Annotated in this window: 16 protein-coding genes and 1 pseudogene; 2 read left to right on the top strand and 15 right to left on the bottom strand. The window is 55.9% G+C overall.

Going from position 1 to position 17,043, the window contains the following annotated elements; translation table 11 throughout:
- Positions 1-31: 31 nt before the first annotated feature.
- The 8 genes from Q6A51_RS26355 to Q6A51_RS26320 all read right to left on the bottom strand — a co-directional run bounded on the left by Q6A51_RS26355 (position 32) and on the right by Q6A51_RS26320 (position 8,901).
- Positions 32-895 carry an ABC transporter permease subunit gene (locus Q6A51_RS26355; RefSeq protein ID WP_201020665.1) on the bottom strand — a complete coding sequence of 288 codons (864 nt, stop codon included), beginning with the start codon at positions 893-895 and terminating at the stop codon, positions 32-34.
- Entirely contained in the window at positions 892-1,812 is a 921-nt protein-coding gene (locus Q6A51_RS26350; protein WP_201007230.1) for an ABC transporter permease subunit, read from the bottom strand. The genes Q6A51_RS26355 and Q6A51_RS26350 overlap by 4 nt, the downstream gene beginning before the upstream one ends.
- Positions 1,809-2,951 carry a polyamine ABC transporter ATP-binding protein gene (potA, locus tag Q6A51_RS26345; RefSeq protein ID WP_201020666.1) on the bottom strand — a complete coding sequence of 381 codons (1,143 nt, stop codon included), beginning with the start codon at positions 2,949-2,951 and terminating at the stop codon, positions 1,809-1,811. The genes Q6A51_RS26350 and potA overlap by 4 nt, the downstream gene beginning before the upstream one ends.
- 60 nt (positions 2,952-3,011) lie before the next feature.
- A complete protein-coding gene (locus Q6A51_RS26340) occupies positions 3,012-4,079 on the bottom strand; it encodes a polyamine ABC transporter substrate-binding protein (RefSeq protein WP_405046190.1) in 1,068 nt (355 codons plus the stop codon).
- A gap of 241 nt (positions 4,080-4,320) precedes the next feature.
- Positions 4,321-5,418 carry a polyamine ABC transporter substrate-binding protein gene (locus Q6A51_RS26335; protein ID WP_201007235.1) on the bottom strand — a complete coding sequence of 366 codons (1,098 nt, stop codon included), beginning with the start codon at positions 5,416-5,418 and terminating at the stop codon, positions 4,321-4,323.
- A 162-nt stretch (positions 5,419-5,580) separates the two neighbouring features.
- A complete protein-coding gene (locus tag Q6A51_RS26330) occupies positions 5,581-6,939 on the bottom strand; it encodes an aspartate aminotransferase family protein (protein ID WP_304576074.1) in 1,359 nt (452 codons plus the stop codon).
- Positions 6,940-7,004: 65 nt separating this feature from the next.
- Positions 7,005-8,363, bottom strand: a complete 1,359-nt coding sequence (locus tag Q6A51_RS26325) for a glutamine synthetase family protein (RefSeq protein WP_095068673.1) — start codon at positions 8,361-8,363, stop codon at positions 7,005-7,007.
- Positions 8,364-8,397: 34 nt separating this feature from the next.
- Positions 8,398-8,901, bottom strand: a complete 504-nt coding sequence (locus tag Q6A51_RS26320) for a hypothetical protein (RefSeq protein ID WP_304576073.1) — start codon at positions 8,899-8,901, stop codon at positions 8,398-8,400.
- A gap of 71 nt (positions 8,902-8,972) precedes the next feature.
- On the opposite strand from Q6A51_RS26320, the gene Q6A51_RS26315 reads away from it, so the two are divergent.
- Both Q6A51_RS26315 and Q6A51_RS26310 read left to right on the top strand, forming a co-directional pair.
- Complete coding sequence (locus tag Q6A51_RS26315) at positions 8,973-10,349, top strand: glutamine synthetase family protein (protein WP_201007239.1); 1,377 nt, start codon at positions 8,973-8,975, stop codon at positions 10,347-10,349.
- Positions 10,350-10,527: 178 nt separating this feature from the next.
- Complete coding sequence (locus tag Q6A51_RS26310; RefSeq protein ID WP_025262381.1) at positions 10,528-11,166, top strand: TetR/AcrR family transcriptional regulator; 639 nt, start codon at positions 10,528-10,530, stop codon at positions 11,164-11,166.
- Positions 11,167-11,223: 57 nt separating this feature from the next.
- Here Q6A51_RS26310 and Q6A51_RS26305 read toward each other — a convergent pair whose 3' ends face one another.
- The 7 genes and pseudogenes from Q6A51_RS26305 to Q6A51_RS26275 all read right to left on the bottom strand — a co-directional run.
- Positions 11,224-11,439: a TOBE domain-containing protein gene (locus Q6A51_RS26305; RefSeq protein ID WP_025262382.1), complete on the bottom strand. Its 216-nt coding sequence runs from the start codon at positions 11,437-11,439 to the stop codon at positions 11,224-11,226.
- Between the two features lie 28 nt (positions 11,440-11,467).
- The gene (ssuB, locus tag Q6A51_RS26300; protein WP_122321057.1) at positions 11,468-12,280 is read right to left on the bottom strand and encodes an aliphatic sulfonates ABC transporter ATP-binding protein; all 813 of its coding nucleotides are present in this window, start codon (positions 12,278-12,280) and stop codon (positions 11,468-11,470) included.
- Positions 12,277-13,074, bottom strand: a complete 798-nt coding sequence (ssuC, locus tag Q6A51_RS26295; RefSeq protein WP_122321055.1) for an aliphatic sulfonate ABC transporter permease SsuC — start codon at positions 13,072-13,074, stop codon at positions 12,277-12,279. Before ssuC ends, ssuB begins: the two co-directional genes overlap by 4 nt.
- Positions 13,075-13,102: 28 nt before the next feature.
- Positions 13,103-14,068, bottom strand: coding sequence for a sulfonate ABC transporter substrate-binding protein (locus Q6A51_RS26290; protein ID WP_025262385.1), 966 nt, complete (start codon positions 14,066-14,068; stop codon positions 13,103-13,105).
- Between the two features lie 150 nt (positions 14,069-14,218).
- Positions 14,219-14,956: a permease gene (locus tag Q6A51_RS26285; protein WP_304576072.1), complete on the bottom strand. Its 738-nt coding sequence runs from the start codon at positions 14,954-14,956 to the stop codon at positions 14,219-14,221.
- Positions 14,957-15,216: 260 nt separating this feature from the next.
- Positions 15,217-15,915 carry a permease gene (locus Q6A51_RS26280; RefSeq protein ID WP_304576071.1) on the bottom strand — a complete coding sequence of 233 codons (699 nt, stop codon included), beginning with the start codon at positions 15,913-15,915 and terminating at the stop codon, positions 15,217-15,219.
- A gap of 7 nt (positions 15,916-15,922) precedes the next feature.
- A pseudogene (locus tag Q6A51_RS26275) lies at positions 15,923-17,043 on the bottom strand (hypothetical protein); the annotation flags it as partial.

Below are 17,043 nucleotides of genomic sequence, written 5' to 3'. Positions count from 1 at the left end.
GCCTCTTCGCGGATGAATCCGTTCCTACGGGTCAGGCAGTACGCGGCTTGTAGGTATCGGCAGCGCTTTCTTCGATGGCCTGCTGGATGGCGCGCTTGCGGCGCTCCTCGGCCCTGCGGGTGAAGTACCAGACCAGGAAAGTCACCAGCGAAACAGCCAGCAGGATCAGGCTGGCCACTGCGTTGATTTCCGGCTTCACGCCCAAGCGCACAGCAGAAAACACTTCCATCGGCAATGTCGTCGAGCCCGGCCCGGATACGAAGCTGGCCAGTACCAGATCGTCCAGCGACAGGGCAAAGGACATCATGCCGCCCGCGGCCAGCGATGGCGCGATCATCGGGATGGTGATCAGGAAAAACACCTTCCACGGCCGGGCGCCCAGGTCCATGGCCGCTTCTTCGATGGACAGGTCCAGCTCACGCAGACGCGACGACACCACCACTGCGACATAGGCCGAGCAGAAGGTGGTGTGGGCGATCCAGATGGTGACGATGCCACGCTCCTGCGGCCAGCCGATCAACTGCGCCATGGCCACGAACAGCAGCAACAGCGACAGACCGGTAATGACTTCCGGCATGACCAGCGGTGCAGTGACCAGCCCGCCAAAGACCGTACGGCCCTTGAAACGCGAGATTCGGGTCAGGACAAAAGCCGCCATGGTACCCAGCGCAACAGCGGCAATCGCTGTATAGAGCGCGATTTCCAGCGAGCGCCATACCGAGCCCATCAGTTGGGTATTGTCCAGCAGGCCGACATACCACTTGACCGACCAGCCACCCCAGACGGTTACCAGCTTGGAGTCGTTGAACGAGTAGATGACCAGGATGACCATCGGCGCGTAGATGAACAGCAGGCCAAGGATGAGCATCAGGTTCGAGAATCGAAAGCGGTTCATACCTTGCCCTCCAGTTCTTTAGCCTGGCTACGGTTGAACAGAATGATGGGCACGATCAATACCAGCAGCATGATTACCGCCAGCGCCGAAGCAACCGGCCAGTCACGGTTGTTGAAGAACTCTTGCCACAGGACACGCCCGATCATCAGGGTTTCCGGGCCACCCAGCAGTTCAGGGATCACGAATTCGCCCACTACCGGAATGAACACCAGCATGCAGCCCGCAATCACGCCGTTCTTGGAGAGCGGCACAGTGATTTTCCAGAAGCTGTTGAAGGTACTGGAACCCAGATCCGATGCGGCTTCCAGAAGGCTCGGGTCGTGTTTGACCAGGTTGGCGTACAGCGGCAGGATCATGAACGGCAGGTAGGAATAAACCACACCGATGTAGACCGCCAGGTTGGTATTGAGGATCTGCAACGGCTCGTCGATCAGGCCCAGCCACATCAGGAAGGCGTTGAGCAGCCCGTTGTTGCTGAGGATGCCCATCCAGGCATAGACGCGAATCAGAATCGCCGTCCAGGTCGGCATCATGATCAGCAGCAACAGCACGGTCTGCATGTCCTTGCGGGCGTTGGCGATGGCGTAAGCCATGGGATAGCCGATCAACAGGCACAGCAAGGTGCTGAAGAATGCCATCTTCAGCGAGCCCAGATAGGCCGAGATATAGAGATCATCACCGCTCAACAGCGTGTAGTTGGCCAGATTCAGGACCAGTTGCAGCTTGTCCTCGGCGTAACTGAAGATCTCGGTATACGGTGGGATCGCCACATCCGCCTCGGCGAAGCTGATCTTGAGAACGATCAGGAACGGCAAGGCGAAAAACAGAAACAGCCAGAGAAACGGCGCACCAATGACCAGTTGCCGGCCATTGGGCGTGATGCGCTGGAGCGCACGTTTGATCTTGCGGATTTTCATGAGCGCAGTACCACGCCGCTGTCGTCTTCCCACCACACGTAGACTTCATCGCCCCAGGTGGGCCGGGTGCCCTGGCGCTCGGCGTTGGCGACGAAGGACTGCACCAGCTTGCCGCCGGGCAACTCGACATGGAATACCGAGTGGCCGCCCAGATAGGCGATGTCATGTACCTTGCCGCGCGACCAGTTGTGCTCGAAGGTCGGCTGTTCAGTGGTGATCAGCAGTTTTTCCGGGCGCAGTGCATACGTGATGTGCTTGTCTTCCACCGACGTGGTCACGCCGTGCCCGATATAGATCTGGCGCTCAAGGTCGGGACTCCGAATCAGCGCATAGCCTTCCATGTCCTCGATCACCTCGCCCTCGAACAGATTGACGCTGCCGATGAACTCGCAGACCAGTCGGCTGGTAGGCGTTTCGTAGATGTCGATAGGGCTGCCGATCTGGGCGATCCAGCCCAGGTGCATGATCGCGATGCGTGCGGCCATGGTCATGGCCTCTTCCTGATCGTGGGTCACCATCACACAGGTCACGCCAACGCGCTCGATGATCTCCACCAGTTCCAGTTGCATCTGCGAACGCAGCTTCTTGTCCAGCGCGCCCATGGGCTCGTCGAGCAGCAGCAACTTGGGCTTCTTGGCCAGCGAGCGGGCCAGGGCCACGCGCTGACGCTGGCCACCGGAAAGCTGATGCGGCTTGCGCTTGGCGTACTGGGTCATGTGTACCAGCTTGAGCATCTCGGCCACACGGGCTTCGATCTCTTCCTTGGGCAGCTTGTCCTGCTTGAGGCCGAAGGCGATGTTGTCGGCCACGGTCATGTGCGGGAACAGCGCGTAGGACTGGAACATCATATTGATCGGACGTTCGTAGGGCGGCATGTCGGTGATGTCGACGCCGTCCAGGAAGATACGCCCCTCGGTCGGGCGCTCGAAACCGGCCAGCATGCGCAGCAATGTGGACTTGCCTGACCCGGAACCGCCGAGCAGGGCGAAGATCTCGCCCTTGTTGATTTGCAGGGACACATCGTCCACGGCAACCGTCTCGTCGAACTTTTTCGTGACTCGATCGATCCTGACCAGAACCTCTGTGGGTTGCTGACCGCCTTCGATGGCTTTCTTGTAGGCGCCGGAGGCAACTGGCATGGGTGAAACTCCCAACAAATAGGTATGCAGCCCGACCCGTGCGGTCGGGCGCTGGATTTTTTATTTCCCCGACTTGACCTTGGTCCAGCTGCGGGTCATCAAACGTTGCACCTTGGGTGGCAACTCACTATTCACGAACAGCCTGTCCAGCACTTCCTGAGGCGGGTAGACCGCTTCATCGGTGCGAATGTCCTGATCCATCAGATCACCGGACGCCGGTGTCGGGTTGGCATAACCGACTTCATCACTGACTTTGGCGATCACCGCAGGATCAAGCAGATAGTTGATGAAGGCGCTGGCTTGCTTGACGTTTCTGGAGTCAGCCGGGATAGCCAGCATGTCGAACCAGAGATTGCCGCCCTCCTTGGGAATGGCGTAGGCAATCTTCACGCCTTTGTCCGCCTCTTCTGCACGGTCGCGAGCCTGGAAGACATCGCCCGAAAAACCGGCCGCAACGCAGATATCGCCGTTGGCCAGATCGGTAATGTATTTGGATGAATGGAAATAGGTGACATAAGGACGTACCGCCAACAGCTTGGCTTCAGCCTTCTTGTAATCGGCTTCCTTGGTGCTGTTGGGGTCCAGGCCCATGTAGTTGAGCACGGCCGGAATCATTTCATCGGCTGAATCGAGGAACGCCACGCCGCAACTGGAGAGTTTCTTGATGTTCTCGGGCTCGAACAGCACGGACCAGGAGTCGATCCTGTCGACACCCAGCGCTGCCTTTACCTTCTCGACGTTATAACCGATGCCATTGGTGCCCCACAGATAAGGCACGGCGTACTGGTTGCCCGGATCGTTCTTCTCCAGACGCTTGAGCAGCGCAGGATCGAGGTTCTTGTAGTTGGGCAGCAGCGACTTGTCGAGCTTCTGGAACGCTCCAGCCTTGATCTGCTTGCCCAGGAAATGGTTGGACGGCACTACCACGTCGTAACCGGTACGCCCGGCCAGCAGCTTGGCTTCCAGGGTTTCGTTGGAGTCGAATACGTCGTACAACGGCTTGATGCCGGTCGTGGTTTCAAAATCCGCCAGAGTGGTCTTGCCGATGTAATCGGACCAGTTGTAGATGTGTACGGTGGACTCAGCCTGAGCACTGGTAGCCATTGCCAGAACCGCAACAGCGAGCATCGATTTGGCCAATAAAGAAATAGACACGTAAACAATCCTTTTCAGTATGGGGTCTGGCGCCCGTATCGGTGAGCTGAAAAATGGGTCGGCAACTTACCGTTGATGACTGCAAATCGCAAAGAACTTTATATGACACACCGCCCGCAGGAGCGGATTCATCCGCGAAAGCTCTTGTTCAGACGCCGCAATTGCATTGAATGAAAAGAGCTTCGCGAATGAATTCGCTCCTACCGGAAGGCGGTTACTTGCCCGATTTGATCTTGGTCCAGCTGCGGGTCAGGATCCGCTGGGTAGCAGCAGGCAAGTCAGCAATTGCATAGAGCTTGGCCTGTACGTCTGCAGGTGGATAGACACCCGGATCGCTGGTGATTTCCTTGTTGACCAGCGCAGTCGCTGCCGAGTTACCGTTCGGGAAACGTACTTCGTTGGTGATTTCAGCCATGATTTCCGGCTTCATCAGGAAGGTCATGAACTTGTAGGCGCCGTCGACGTTCTCGGCATCCTTGGGGATCGCGACCATGTCAAAGAAGCTGCCAGCACCTTCTTTCGGAATGTTGTAGCTGACCTTGACCTTGCCACCCGCTTCTTCCGCACGCGCCTTGGCCTGATAGATATCACCCGAGTAGCCGACCGCTACACAGATGTTGCCGTTGGCCAGGTCGGAGATGTACTTGGAGGAGTGGAAGTAGGCAATCGAAGGACGAATCTTCAGGAACAGCGCCTCGGCTTCGGCGAGTTGCTTCTTGTCCTGGGAGTCGGTCGGGTAGCCAAGGTAATGCAGGGCGATCGGCAACATTTCGGTTGGCGAATCGAGGAAGCTGATACCGCAGGACTTCAGCTTGGCTGCGTTTTCAGGCTTGAACAGCAGATCCCAGGAATTGACCGGCGCATCGGCACCCAGAGCAGCCTTGACCTTCTCGGGGTTGAAGCCGATACCGATCGAGCCCCACATGTACGGGAAAGCGTGCTTGTTGCCCGGGTCGCTGACCGAAACGGCCTTGAGCAGGTCCTTGTTCAGGTTGCCGTAGTTGGGCAGCTTGGACTTGTCCAGTTCCTGATAGACGCCAGCCTTGATCTGCTTGGCCAGGAAATTGTTGGACGGCACAACGATGTCATAACCGGACTTGCCCGCCAGCAGCTTGGCTTCCAGTGTTTCGTTGCTGTCGAAAACGTCGTAGACAACCTTGATGCCAGACTCTTTCTCGAACTTGGCAACGGTATCCGGTGCGATGTAATCGGACCAGTTATAGACGTGCAGCACTTTGTCATCGGCCTGTGCAGTTGCGGCCACCACGCCCATGAGGGACAAGGCGAGAAGGGTCTTGCCAAATTTTTTCATGCGTACAGCTCCAATGTTTTATCACTGACCGTTAGATTAGCGGCTTCTAGCCATTAGTCTGGCAAGTTCCGGTTCGCGCTTTCAAGCCGACTTTCACCACACAACCCAGGAATTCCCGTCGTAGCGAATTCATTCGCGAAGCTTTCGCGGATAAATCCGCTCCTACAGTGCTGCCAGCGTCAGATTCAGGCACTTTCGCGCCTTCTCGATCAACTCATCGATTTGCGCAAGACTGATGACCAGAGGTGGCGCAATGATCATGGTATCGCCCACGGCCCGCATGATCAGGCCATTGTCGAAACAAAAGGTTCTGCAAATCATGCCAACGCCCTTGTCGGCATAACGCTCACGAGTGGTCTTGTCTTTCACCAGCTCGATTGCACCCAGCAGACCAACACCCCGAACCTCTCCTACCAGGGGATGATCGTTCAACTCGCGCAGTCGCTTTTGCAAGTATGGTGCCGTTTCCGCTTTAACCCTTTCGACGATTTTCTCTTCGCGCAGGATACAGATGTTTTCCAGCGCAACAGCCGCCGCCACAGGATGCCCGGAATAGGTAAAACCATGGTTGAAGTCGCCGCCTTCATTAAGCACTGCGACGATTTCATCGCGTACGACGAGGCCGCCCATCGGCACATACCCCGAGGTCAGGCCCTTGGCAATGGTCATCATGTCCGGCTTGAGGCCGTAGAAATCGCTACCGAACCACTCACCTGTACGACCGAAGCCACAAATCACCTCATCGGTCACGAACAGGATGTCGTACCTGGCCAGGATTTCCTTGATCTTCGGCCAGTAGCTATCCGGCGCGACGATCACACCGCCCGCGCCCTGGATTGGCTCGGCAATGAACGCCCCGACATTTTCCACGCCCAGTTCGAGAATCTTCTTCTCCAGTTGCTCGGCAGCCCAGATACCGAACTCGTCAGGCGTCATGTCGCCGCCTTCACCAAACCAGTACGGCTGGGGAATATGCACCACACCCGGGATCGGCAGATCGCCCTGCTCGTGCATGTAGGTCATGCCGCCCAGGCTGGCACCGGCAACGGTCGAGCCGTGATAGCCATTGACCCGGCTGATGATGGTTTTTTTATTGGGCTGGCCTTTGATTGCCCAGTAATGGCGGACCATGCGCAGCATGGTGTCGTTGCCTTCGGAGCCTGAGCCGGTAAAGAACACATGACTCATGCCCGCAGGCGTGATTTCGGAAAGGGCCCTGGCCAGCTCCAGCGCCGGAGGATGGGCCGTCTGGAAGAACAGGTTGTAATAAGGCAGCTCGCGCATCTGTTTGCTGGCAGCTTCCACCAGCTCTTCACGTCCATAGCCGATGGCGACGCACCACAGGCCGGACATGCCGTCCAGAATCCTGTTGCCTTCGCTGTCCCACAGATAAACGCCTTCGGCGCGCGTGATGATGCGCGGGCCTTTATCTTTCAACTGTCTGTAGTCGCTGAATGGTGCCAGATGGTGCTCGCTGCTCAAGGCTTGCCATTCCAGGGTTTGAGGGTTCTTGGCACTCATGCAGCGTTCCTATGTCCGGGTTCGATGACAAGACGCCACAGCAGGTTCTGCGGCGTCTGCAGGGCTTAAACAGCGAAGAGCAGAAACTCCCGCTCCCACGAACTGATCACGCGCTTGAAGTTCTCGTGCTCGGCACGCTTGACCGCCACGTAGCCGACGATGAACTTCTTGCCCAGGTACTTTTCGATGGTCTTGCTGTTTTCCATCCGCTCCAGCGCATCCTCGATGGTCAGCGGCAGACGAAGGTTGCGTCGCTCGTAACCGCGCCCGACCACCGGCGCACTCGGGTTCAGCCCTTCAACCATGCCGATGAAGCCGCACAACAGGCTCGCAGCAATCGCCAGATAAGGGTTGGCATCGGCGCCCGGCAGACGGTTTTCCACGCGACGGTTCTGCGGCACGGCATCCGGCACACGCAAGCCCACCGTGCGGTTCTCTTCACCCCATTCGACGTTTACGGGGGCCGAGGTGTCCGGCAGGAAGCGGCGGAACGAGTTGACGTTGGGTGCAAACAGCGGCAACAGCTCGGGGATAAGCTTCTGCAAACCACCGACGTGGTTCAGGAACAACTGGCTCATGGTCCCGTCGTCGTTGGAGAAGATGTTCTTGCCGGTCTTGATGTCGATGATGCTCTGGTGCAAGTGCATCGCACTGCCTGGCTCGCCGGTCATGGGCTTGGCCATGAAGGTGGCGGCCACGTCATGCTTGAGCGCGGCTTCACGCATGGTGCGCTTGAATACCAGGATCTGGTCAGCCAGCGACAAGGCATCGCCATGACGGAAGTTGATTTCCATCTGCGCCGTGCCGTCTTCGTGGATCAGGGTGTCCAGGTCCAGGTTCTGCAGCTCGCACCAGTCGTAGACATCTTCGAATAGCGGGTCGAATTCGTTGGCGGCTTCTATAGAGAACGACTGCCGCCCGGTTTCAGGGCGTCCCGAGCGCCCGACAGGCGGCTGCAACGGATAATCCGGGTCATCGCTGCGCTTGGTCAGGTAAAACTCCATCTCCGGCGCAACAATGGGCTGCCAGCCTTGATCGGCATAAAGCTTGAGGACTTTTTTCAGGACATTGCGCGGCGACAGCTCGATGGGATTGCCTTGCTTGTCGTAGGTGTCGTGAATGACCTGCGCAGTAGGCTCGATGGCCCAGGGCACCAGATACACCGCGTTCTGGTCCGGGCGACAGATCATGTCGATATCGGCCGGGTCCAGCAGCTCGTAGTAGATGTCGTCTTCTACGTAGTCGCCAGTTACCGTCTGCAGCAGCACGCTTTCAGGCAGGCGCATGCCTTTTTCGGCAATGAACTTGTTGGTCGGCGAGATCTTGCCACGGGTGATCCCGGTGAGGTCGGACATCATGCATTCGACTTCGGTGATCTTGTGTTCTTTCAACCAATCGGTGAGCTGGTCGAGGTTGGTACTCATAAATACCTCAGGGGTTGTCGTGTCCTGATCGCAATCAGGCGTTTTTCCGACGCATCGGCGTCACGTTGTACAACTCGTTTCGGCAGGCACGAATAAGCGGTAAGGTGGCATCTGTAACGCTGATCGGGCCGCTATAGTGATACTGTTCGATATCGAAAGGTGGTGCAGCACAGAGCAGATGTCCAGTATGACTGGAACTCATGACAGTGCTGTCGGGTCGCACACAGAGTCTTGTCAGATTCGACGACAGGCCATTAAAGATACTGATATGGCAGGCATGATGACCGCTCTGTATTGCGCGGGGTGTAGAGTCGATCAAGGGAAGGCAAGGCATTGAACCCCCGGTTTTATTGCTCTGTGGGTTGCAATCGAGCTTAGCCTTGTTCATTTTTTTATACAACGCCCCGATAAAAATAGAATACGGGCCTTCCTGATCTTGACTCAGCACTGCTCGAAACAAGGAATACGCGCCCCAAATAGCGGCAAAAATGGCTATATGGCGCAGTTTTAGGGCAACAAAAGGCTCTATTGACTTCATCAAGGCTTTCGGATTGACTGAAACCCGTAATGCTCGATGATTGATATTTTTAACAACAAAGGTGTTGCATCATGTCGGTACCCCCGCGTGCCGTTCAGCTCAACGAAGCGAACGCGTTCCTTAAGGAACATCCTGAGGTTCTGTACGTTGACCTTCTGATTGCAGATATGAATGGTGTGGTGCGTGGCAAACGCATAGAACGCACCAGCCTCCATAAGGTTTACGAGAAGGGCATCAACCTGCCTGCCTCTTTATTTGCCCTGGACATCAATGGCTCCACGGTGGAAAGCACCGGTCTGGGCCTGGATATCGGTGATGCTGACCGAATCTGTTATCCAATCCCCGATACCCTGTGCAACGAGCCTTGGCAGAAGCGCCCTACGGCACAGCTGCTGATGACCATGCACGAACTCGAAGGCGACCCCTTCTTCGCCGACCCGCGTGAAGTCCTGCGTCAGGTAGTAGCCAAATTCGACGAAATGGGCCTGACCATCTGCGCAGCCTTCGAGCTGGAGTTCTACCTGATCGACCAGGAGAACGTGAATGGTCGCCCACAACCGCCACGTTCGCCGATCTCGGGCAAACGCCCGCACTCGACACAGGTCTACCTGATCGACGATCTGGACGAATATGTCGATTGCCTCCAGGACATTCTGGAAGGTGCAAAAGAGCAAGGCATTCCGGCCGACGCCATCGTCAAGGAAAGCGCCCCGGCCCAGTTTGAAGTGAACCTGCATCACGTCGCCGATGCGATCAAGGCATGCGATTACGCGGTTCTACTCAAGCGCCTGATCAAAAACATCGCCTACGACCACGAAATGGACACGACCTTCATGGCCAAGCCCTATCCGGGTCAGGCGGGCAATGGTCTGCACGTCCACATCTCGATCCTGGATCGTGATGGCAAGAACATCTTCACCAGCGAGGATCCCGAGCAGAACGCCGCATTACGTCATGCGATCGGCGGTGTGCTCGAGACCCTACCGGCACAAATGGCGTTTCTTTGCCCGAACGTCAACTCGTATCGCCGGTTCGGTGCCCAGTTCTATGTACCCAACTCCCCGACCTGGGGCCTGGACAACCGTACCGTTGCGCTGCGCGTGCCAACCGGTTCGGCCGATGCCGTGCGTATCGAACACCGCGTTGCCGGTGCCGATGCCAACCCGTATCTGTTGATGGCTTCGGTGCTGGCAGGCGTGCATCACGGCCTGACCAACAAAATCGAGCCGGGCGCTCCGGTGGAAGGCAACTCCTACGAGCAGCACGAGCAAAGCCTGCCGAACAACCTGCGCGACGCACTGCGCGAGCTGGACGACAGCGAAGTCATGGCCAAGTACATCGATCCGAAATACATCGATATCTTCGTGGCCTGCAAAGAGAGCGAGCTGGAGGAGTTCGAGCACTCCATCTCCGATCTTGAGTACAACTGGTACCTGCATACGGTCTGATCCAGACCGCTGCACAAAGCGCCGCAAGCCTTAGGGTCATGCGGCGTTTTTGTTTTTCTTCGCGAATAAATTCGCTCCAACAGGGGTTTTCACTGTTGGAGCGAATTTATTCGCGAAGACCTTAAAAGAGACGCCACTGTACAATGCCGCAGCCCCGCCGCCCCCCCGAGAGCACCCCATGACCCGCACCGTCGCCCTTCGCAAACCCCGAGCACGCAGCCAGGCACGAATCGATTCGATTCTCGATGCTGCACGCACCTTGCTCGCTACCGAAGGAGTGGCCAGCCTGTCGATCTACAGCGTGGCCGAGCGCGCGGAGATACCGCCCTCTTCTGTCTACCACTTCTTTGCCAGCGTCCCGGCATTGCTTGAGGCCCTGACCGCCGATATCCATGCAGCCTTCCGGGCATCGTTGCAGGCGCCTATCGATCATGACCAGCTCAAGGACTGGCGCGATCTGTCACGCCAGGTGGAATTGCGCATGCTCAACATCTATAACGCCGATGCCGCCGCACGCCAGTTGATCCTTGCCCAGCATGGCCTGACCGAAATCAATCAGGCCGACCGCCAGCACGACATCGAACTGGGTCACCTGATGCTTGAAGTGTTCAACCGCCATTTCCCGATACCGGCACTGCCGGACGATGTGGATGTATTCGCCCTGGCGATGGAACTGGGCGACCGTGTCTACGCCCGCTCGATACAACTGCACGACCAGATCACGCCACGCATGGCCGAAGAAGGCATGCGGGTGTTCGACACCTATCTGGGGCTGTACCTGCCGCCATTCCTGCCAAAAAGGCCTCAGCCTCTTTGATCAGGACGTAAAAACCCCGGAGGGTCTGCACCGTCCGGGGCTGGGTGTCACTGAAGATCACAGCTTGGCGATCGACACCTCGGTGGACTTCACGAATGCAATCACTTCGCTGCCCACGGCCAGCTCCAGCTCTTTTACAGAGCGGGTGGTGATGACCGAAGTCACGATACCGGAAGCGGTCTGTACGTCGATTTCAGACAGCACGTCACCCTGTACGATTTCCTTGATGGTGCCTTTGAACTGGTTGCGCACGTTAATCGCTTTGATAGTCATGGTATGCCTTCCTTTTGTGGGATCGGGGTTAATTGGCCCAACGCAATTGCGTGGGCAACGGTGAAACGGGTTCGGGTTCCGGCGGCGATCCCGGAAGGGAAAGCACGCGGTTGAGCACTTCGGTTTCCAGCGCAGCAAGGCGATGCGAGCCACGAGCGCGAGGACGTGGCAGGTCGACCAGAAGGTCCAGCCCAATGCGGCCTTCTTCGATAAGGATCACGCGGTCGGCAATGGCGACTGCCTCGCTGACATCATGGGTCACCAGCAGCACAGTGAAGCCATGCTTGCGCCACAGGTTTTCGATCAGTTGCTGCATCTCGATACGGGTCAAGGCATCCAGCGCGCCCAGCGGCTCATCAAGCAACAGCAGACGTGGCTTGTGGATCAACGCCCGCGCCAGAGCAACGCGCTGCTTCTGACCGCCGGATAAAGCAGCAGGCCATTCATCGGCGCGCTCGGCCAGGCCCACTGCCTCCAGCGCTTCAAGCGCTTGTGGACGCCAGTCACCGCTCAGGCCAAGGCCGACGTTATCGATGATCTTTTTCCAGGGCAGCAAACGCGCTTCCTGGAACATCAGGCGGGTGTCTTCGCGGGCATCGGCCAACGCACCGGAACCTGCCAGCAACTGACCCTCGGTAGGCTTGTCCAGACCAGCCAGCAGGCGCAGCAGGGTACTTTTGCCGCAGCCACTGCGACCGACCACGGCCACGAACTGACCGGCCGGGATATGCAGGTCAATGTCCTTGAGTACGACACGGGAACCGAAAGCTTTCTTCAGGTCCTGAATCGCCAGCGGGATGCCACGCAGCAAATGCGGAGGTTGTTGTTTCAGACTTGTCATGCTGCACCGCCTTTGCTTACTTGATAGGCCGGATGCCAGCGCAGGCACACACGCTCCAGACCACGCGCCGCCAGATCGGCCAGTTTGCCAAGTACGGCATACAACACGATGGCCAGTACCACGACGTCGGTTTGCAGGAATTCACGGGCATTCATGGCCAGATAACCGATACCGGAACTGGCCGAGATGGTTTCGGCCACGATCAACGTCAACCACATGAAGCCCAGAGCAAAGCGCACACCCACAAGGATCGAAGGCATGGCGCCCGGCAGAATCACATGACGGAACAGGCTGAATCCCGACAGGCCATAACTGCGGGACATTTCCACCAGCGCAGGGTCGATGTTGCGAATACCGTGGTACGTGTTCAGGTAGATCGGGAACAAGGTGCCCAGCGCTACCAGGAAAATCTTCGCGGTCTCATCGATACCGAACCACAGAATGACCAGTGGAATCAGCGCCAGGTGCGGCACGTTACGGATCATCTGTACCGAGCTGTCCAGCAAGCGCTCACCCCATTTGGTGAGGCCGGTGATGAAACCCAGGATCAGACCGATACCGCCGCCGATGGCAAAACCGATACCGGCACGCCAGCCGCTGATAGCCAGGTGAGTCCAGATTTCACCGCTGGCAATCAGATTGACGCCCGCCTCGATCACCGCACTTGGCGCGGGCAGAATGCGTGTAGACAGCCAGCCAGCGCTGACCGACAGTTGCCAGATCGCCAACAGCAAGACTGGAAGTGCCCAAGGCGCCAGTCTGTGAATGGTTCGTTGCAAAGCACTAAGGCTCATGGAGTTGTCTCCTCGAAGGGCCTGCCAATCACTGTGCTTTCGCTACAGCAGCGGGAGGTGTCCAGATCACATCAGCAATACGCAGTGGTTTGGGAATCAGCTTGAGCTGGTAGAAGGTGTCAGCGATTTTCTGCTGGGCATCGACGACCTGAGGCGTGATAAACAGCGCGCCGTAGCCTTGGCGTTTCACCGAAGTCAGAGTGATGTCAGCCGGCAGGCCCAACAACGGCGCAACCTGTTTGGTCACTTCCTCAGGGTGAGCCTGAGACCACTCGCCCACAGCTCGAACTTCTTCGACAAGGGCCTGGATCACTTTCGGGTTCTTTTGCGCGTAAGGCTTGGTGGCCAGATAGAACTGATGGTTATCAGCGATACCGGTACCGTTCCTCAGCGTACGTGCCTGCAATTGCTGTTCGGCTGCGGCCTGGTAAGGGTCCCAGATGACCCAGGCATCGACACTGCCACGCTCGAAAGCGGCACGCGCATCGGCAGGCGGCAGGAATACGGTCTGGATATCGGTGTATTTCAGGCCAGCGTCTTCCAGCGCACGCACCAGCAGGTAGTGAACGTTGGAACCCTTGTTAAGGGCGACTTTCTTGCCTTTGAGGTCTTTGACCGAAGTGATCGGTGAATCCTTGGGCACCAGAATCGCCTCGCTGGTAGGCGCTGGCGGCTCATAGGCAACGTAAAGCAGGTCCGCGCCGGCAGCCTGCGCGAAAACCGGAGGCGTCTCGCCGGTGACGCCGAAATCGATGGAGCCTACGTTCAGACCTTCCAGTAACTGCGGGCCGCCCGGAAATTCGGTCCACTGCACTTTCACGCCTTGCTCGGCCAGACGCTTCTCAAGGGAGCCTTTGGCCTTGAGCACCACCAGGGTGCCGTATTTCTGATAACCGATACGAAGGTCTTCAGCCTGGGCCTGGGTAATGGCCCCCAAAGCGACTGCTGCGGCAAACAGAGCGGCCAGGCCTCGACGCAAGATGAGAGTGCGCATGGGGCGCTCCTTTGCTGGGTATTGAATGTTCATGAGGCGAAAACCGCCGTAATGGAGTGACATTAACAGTAGTTTTTTATATCCATAAATCTCATTTATTCATTTGGTTATTCCCAAAACGAATATGAGGTACTTCACTCGCCAATTTCTTTACCACTCCCAATCTTTTTCCATGAACTCGGCAGTGGGCGGCAGGACGGAATGCAGGAATTGCAGGTATTGCTCGAACAGGTCCTTGTTGGGGAGATGGGCGACAAATCCTGTAGTGATGTCGGTGCAATGAATAACGATGATGGAGCGCTTTCGATCAATCGTGACGAAGTTGTGGGTATCCCATGGACGAGTTTCCCGATGATGGATTTTATTCTCCCAATTCAGCAAAGAGCGTGCGGCCCCGATTGAAATGGCGGCGGGGCCGATGAGAAAGAGCAGAGAACCCGTGACGAGGGCGACGCCGAGAAATAGCAGGATGGTGAAAATGGCGATGCCTTTGAAGAGCGGGCCTGCGAAGCTTGGGTAGTAGTCGTAATATTCAAGCAGTGCTTTTTGTGAGGTGACACTGTAGTTGAATATGTTTTTTTGTCTGAAGATGAGGATATAAAAAAATACATTACAGTATAGAAATATAGCGCCGACCATTAGTTCGGGCACATGAATTTGACTTTTCCACCAAGTCAAAAAAGTAAGTAAAAGCCCCCATGCCGTACCAGCGCAAAAGATAAGCACCTGGCCTTCCATTATATCTTTTGGAGTGCCGTTTATAGTCCTTATGGACCAGTCAAATATTTTTTCGCAGTCTTTCAACTCATCAAAATGATAAGCAGCACTTTGTTTTTCGGTATCATTCAGAGACTCGTCACTGAGCGAAGCTTTTTTCTCGCTTTTCATATTGCTTACTTAATCCGGGGTGGGAAGGGTCAATGATTGGGTACGGTGCTCAGCACTCACCAAAAGATGGGGTGTGGTTAATCCATCTGCTGTGCCATTCCCATTCTTGTCGAGTTCTATCTGATAAATGTTTGGGGTGCCGATATTGCGGATAATCACCTTGCGGTGTGGCAAGGAAATCTGCCCCACCATGACACCAACAATATCGTGACTGACAAAACACACTATTCAAAAGCTTGTTGCATCAGGCACCGCGTTTTTCACCACTCCCAGTCTTTCTCCATGAACTCGGCTGTGGGTGGCAGGACCGAGTGCAGGAATTGCAGGTATTGCTCGAACAGGTCTTTGTTGGGGAAGCGGGCTTCAAACCCCACCGTGATGTCCGTTCGATGGGTGATTATCATGGAGCGTTTGCGATCCACCGTGACAAAGTTATGCTCGTTCCAGGGCAGACTTTCTTCATGGTGGATTTTATTCTCCCAATTCAGCAAAGAGCGTGCGGCCCCCAGTGAAATGGCGGCTGGACCAATCAGAAATAGCAGGGAGCCTGTGACGAGGGCCACGCCGAGAAATAGCAGAATGGTGAAGATGGCGATGCCTTTGAAGAGAGGGCCTGCGAAGCTTGGGTAGTGACGAAAGTGCTCGACAGACCCAACCCGGTATGTAATGCGGTAATTAAATATGGTCTTCTGTCTTATTACAAGCACAATCAAGTAGACAAAATACGCTACTGTTGCGCAAGCAAACCCTATAAACAACCCTACACTCTCAGTCAGAGCATCCCACATCAACCATATAAAATAAAGAAAAAGCGAAAGAACCCCAGCTATAACAGAAACCTGAAACCTCATAAACTCCTTCGGAGGGCAATCAATTGTTTTTATACTCCACGCCATTACAGCCGTATCGCTGCTGAAAAGTGTGTTCTGCGCTGTGCGGCAGGCGGCTATGTTATTCATAATATTCTTATTCCGGAAGAGCAAGGGCCAGTGCATTGGCACGGCTTTTTTTACTGACTTCGAGCTGTGTGAGGGTTGAGCCATCTACAACCATACTGCCCTCTTGGCTTAGTTCTATCTGGTAAAGATAGCTTTGAGCTTTTTGCTCTGAAGCACTCACCTCATTCGGATACCAGATTTTCAGCTCGATGTAGGTGGCGTCTTCCCTGAGCGGAACCCAGGTCTGCCAGATGACGTCCTCGCCTGCAGGAAAAATCGGGAAATACAGATCCGGTGATTTATAAGGAGGTCGTTCACTTCCTAGCCTGCCAAACTCCTTGAGAGGAGCAAATTTTCCGCGTTTTTCAAATGCGTCTACGATGGGAGTATCTGCTTCCACTGTGGGCAGAACGCCGAAGGGCCGTGTACTGCTGATCACGTTCAGCTGAACACATTGCCCGCGTAATACCTCAGGCAGACGTATTTGTATCCAGGCACCATTCTGTATAGGTATATCTACATACCCGACTTTACCTATGTACTTCTGTCGGTACTCAACCGTGCTTTTAATTAAAATTTGCGGGCTCAGCTGGATTTCCAATAGAGCGCGCTTTTCTTCGAGCTTTCCTTCCTGGGTATCCGTATGCCGATGTTCAGGCGAGCGCGACCAGCAGCTTTTTCGCAACCACCAACCGACACTGTCCTGTTTGAAATAGTTCAAGACCATGCTGGCGATTAAATAAACGAATCCAGCTATTAAAATACCAATAGTTACCCATGTACTCATTACAAAAAATACGGCAGCTCTAGATAAGGTTAGCCCTGCTATCAACTGAGTTACACCCCCAGCCCCCATTGCAAGAACAGCAAAACCCTTTACAACTAGAGCCGTTTTTTCCTCTGAGGTTCTAGCATTTTTGTGATCGTCCCAAATATCCCAAAGCTCCAACACCGCCGCCGCCACCGCAAACGCCCCCAAAGCCACCACCGTGCTCCTGAACCCGCGAATCGCATCCCCCCAGGCGTTGTTTCCCTGAGCTTTCCAGTAGGCGGAAGAGCGATCCAGAATGCCTATGCTTTTGCCGTCGATCAGCACCGGCGTCGCATTCTTGATCACCGCCCACGGCGCTTCGACAAAAACAGCCATCA

It is taken from the genome of Pseudomonas serbiensis (assembly GCF_030580745.1).
Classification (GTDB): Bacteria; Pseudomonadota; Gammaproteobacteria; order Pseudomonadales; family Pseudomonadaceae; genus Aquipseudomonas; species Aquipseudomonas serbiensis.
Note: the sequence above shows the minus strand (reverse complement) of the source record. Positions and strands in the feature narration are given on the sequence as shown.

What these genes read in the sequence shown, in the direction of transcription:
- Q6A51_RS26355 (WP_201020665.1), bottom strand. Translation starts at nt 895, where the DNA reads ATGAACCGCTTTCGATTCTCGAACCTGATGCTCATCCTTGGCCTGCTG.
- Q6A51_RS26350 (WP_201007230.1), bottom strand. Translation starts at nt 1,812, where the DNA reads ATGAAAATCCGCAAGATCAAACGTGCGCTCCAGCGCATCACGCCCAAT.
- potA (WP_201020666.1), bottom strand. Translation starts at nt 2,951, where the DNA reads ATGCCAGTTGCCTCCGGCGCCTACAAGAAAGCCATCGAAGGCGGTCAG.
- Q6A51_RS26340 (WP_405046190.1), bottom strand. Translation starts at nt 4,079, where the DNA reads ATGCTCGCTGTTGCGGTTCTGGCAATGGCTACCAGTGCTCAGGCTGAG.
- Q6A51_RS26335 (WP_201007235.1), bottom strand. Translation starts at nt 5,418, where the DNA reads ATGAAAAAATTTGGCAAGACCCTTCTCGCCTTGTCCCTCATGGGCGTG.
- Q6A51_RS26330 (WP_304576074.1), bottom strand. Translation starts at nt 6,939, where the DNA reads ATGAGTGCCAAGAACCCTCAAACCCTGGAATGGCAAGCCTTGAGCAGC.
- Q6A51_RS26325 (WP_095068673.1), bottom strand. Translation starts at nt 8,363, where the DNA reads ATGAGTACCAACCTCGACCAGCTCACCGATTGGTTGAAAGAACACAAG.
- Q6A51_RS26320 (WP_304576073.1), bottom strand. Translation starts at nt 8,901, where the DNA reads ATGAAGTCAATAGAGCCTTTTGTTGCCCTAAAACTGCGCCATATAGCC.
- Q6A51_RS26315 (WP_201007239.1), top strand. Translation starts at nt 8,973, where the DNA reads ATGTCGGTACCCCCGCGTGCCGTTCAGCTCAACGAAGCGAACGCGTTC.
- Q6A51_RS26310 (WP_025262381.1), top strand. Translation starts at nt 10,528, where the DNA reads ATGACCCGCACCGTCGCCCTTCGCAAACCCCGAGCACGCAGCCAGGCA.
- Q6A51_RS26305 (WP_025262382.1), bottom strand. Translation starts at nt 11,439, where the DNA reads ATGACTATCAAAGCGATTAACGTGCGCAACCAGTTCAAAGGCACCATC.
- ssuB (WP_122321057.1), bottom strand. Translation starts at nt 12,280, where the DNA reads ATGACAAGTCTGAAACAACAACCTCCGCATTTGCTGCGTGGCATCCCG.
- ssuC (WP_122321055.1), bottom strand. Translation starts at nt 13,074, where the DNA reads ATGAGCCTTAGTGCTTTGCAACGAACCATTCACAGACTGGCGCCTTGG.
- Q6A51_RS26290 (WP_025262385.1), bottom strand. Translation starts at nt 14,068, where the DNA reads ATGCGCACTCTCATCTTGCGTCGAGGCCTGGCCGCTCTGTTTGCCGCA.
- Q6A51_RS26285 (WP_304576072.1), bottom strand. Translation starts at nt 14,956, where the DNA reads ATGAAAAGCGAGAAAAAAGCTTCGCTCAGTGACGAGTCTCTGAATGAT.
- Q6A51_RS26280 (WP_304576071.1), bottom strand. Translation starts at nt 15,915, where the DNA reads ATGAATAACATAGCCGCCTGCCGCACAGCGCAGAACACACTTTTCAGC.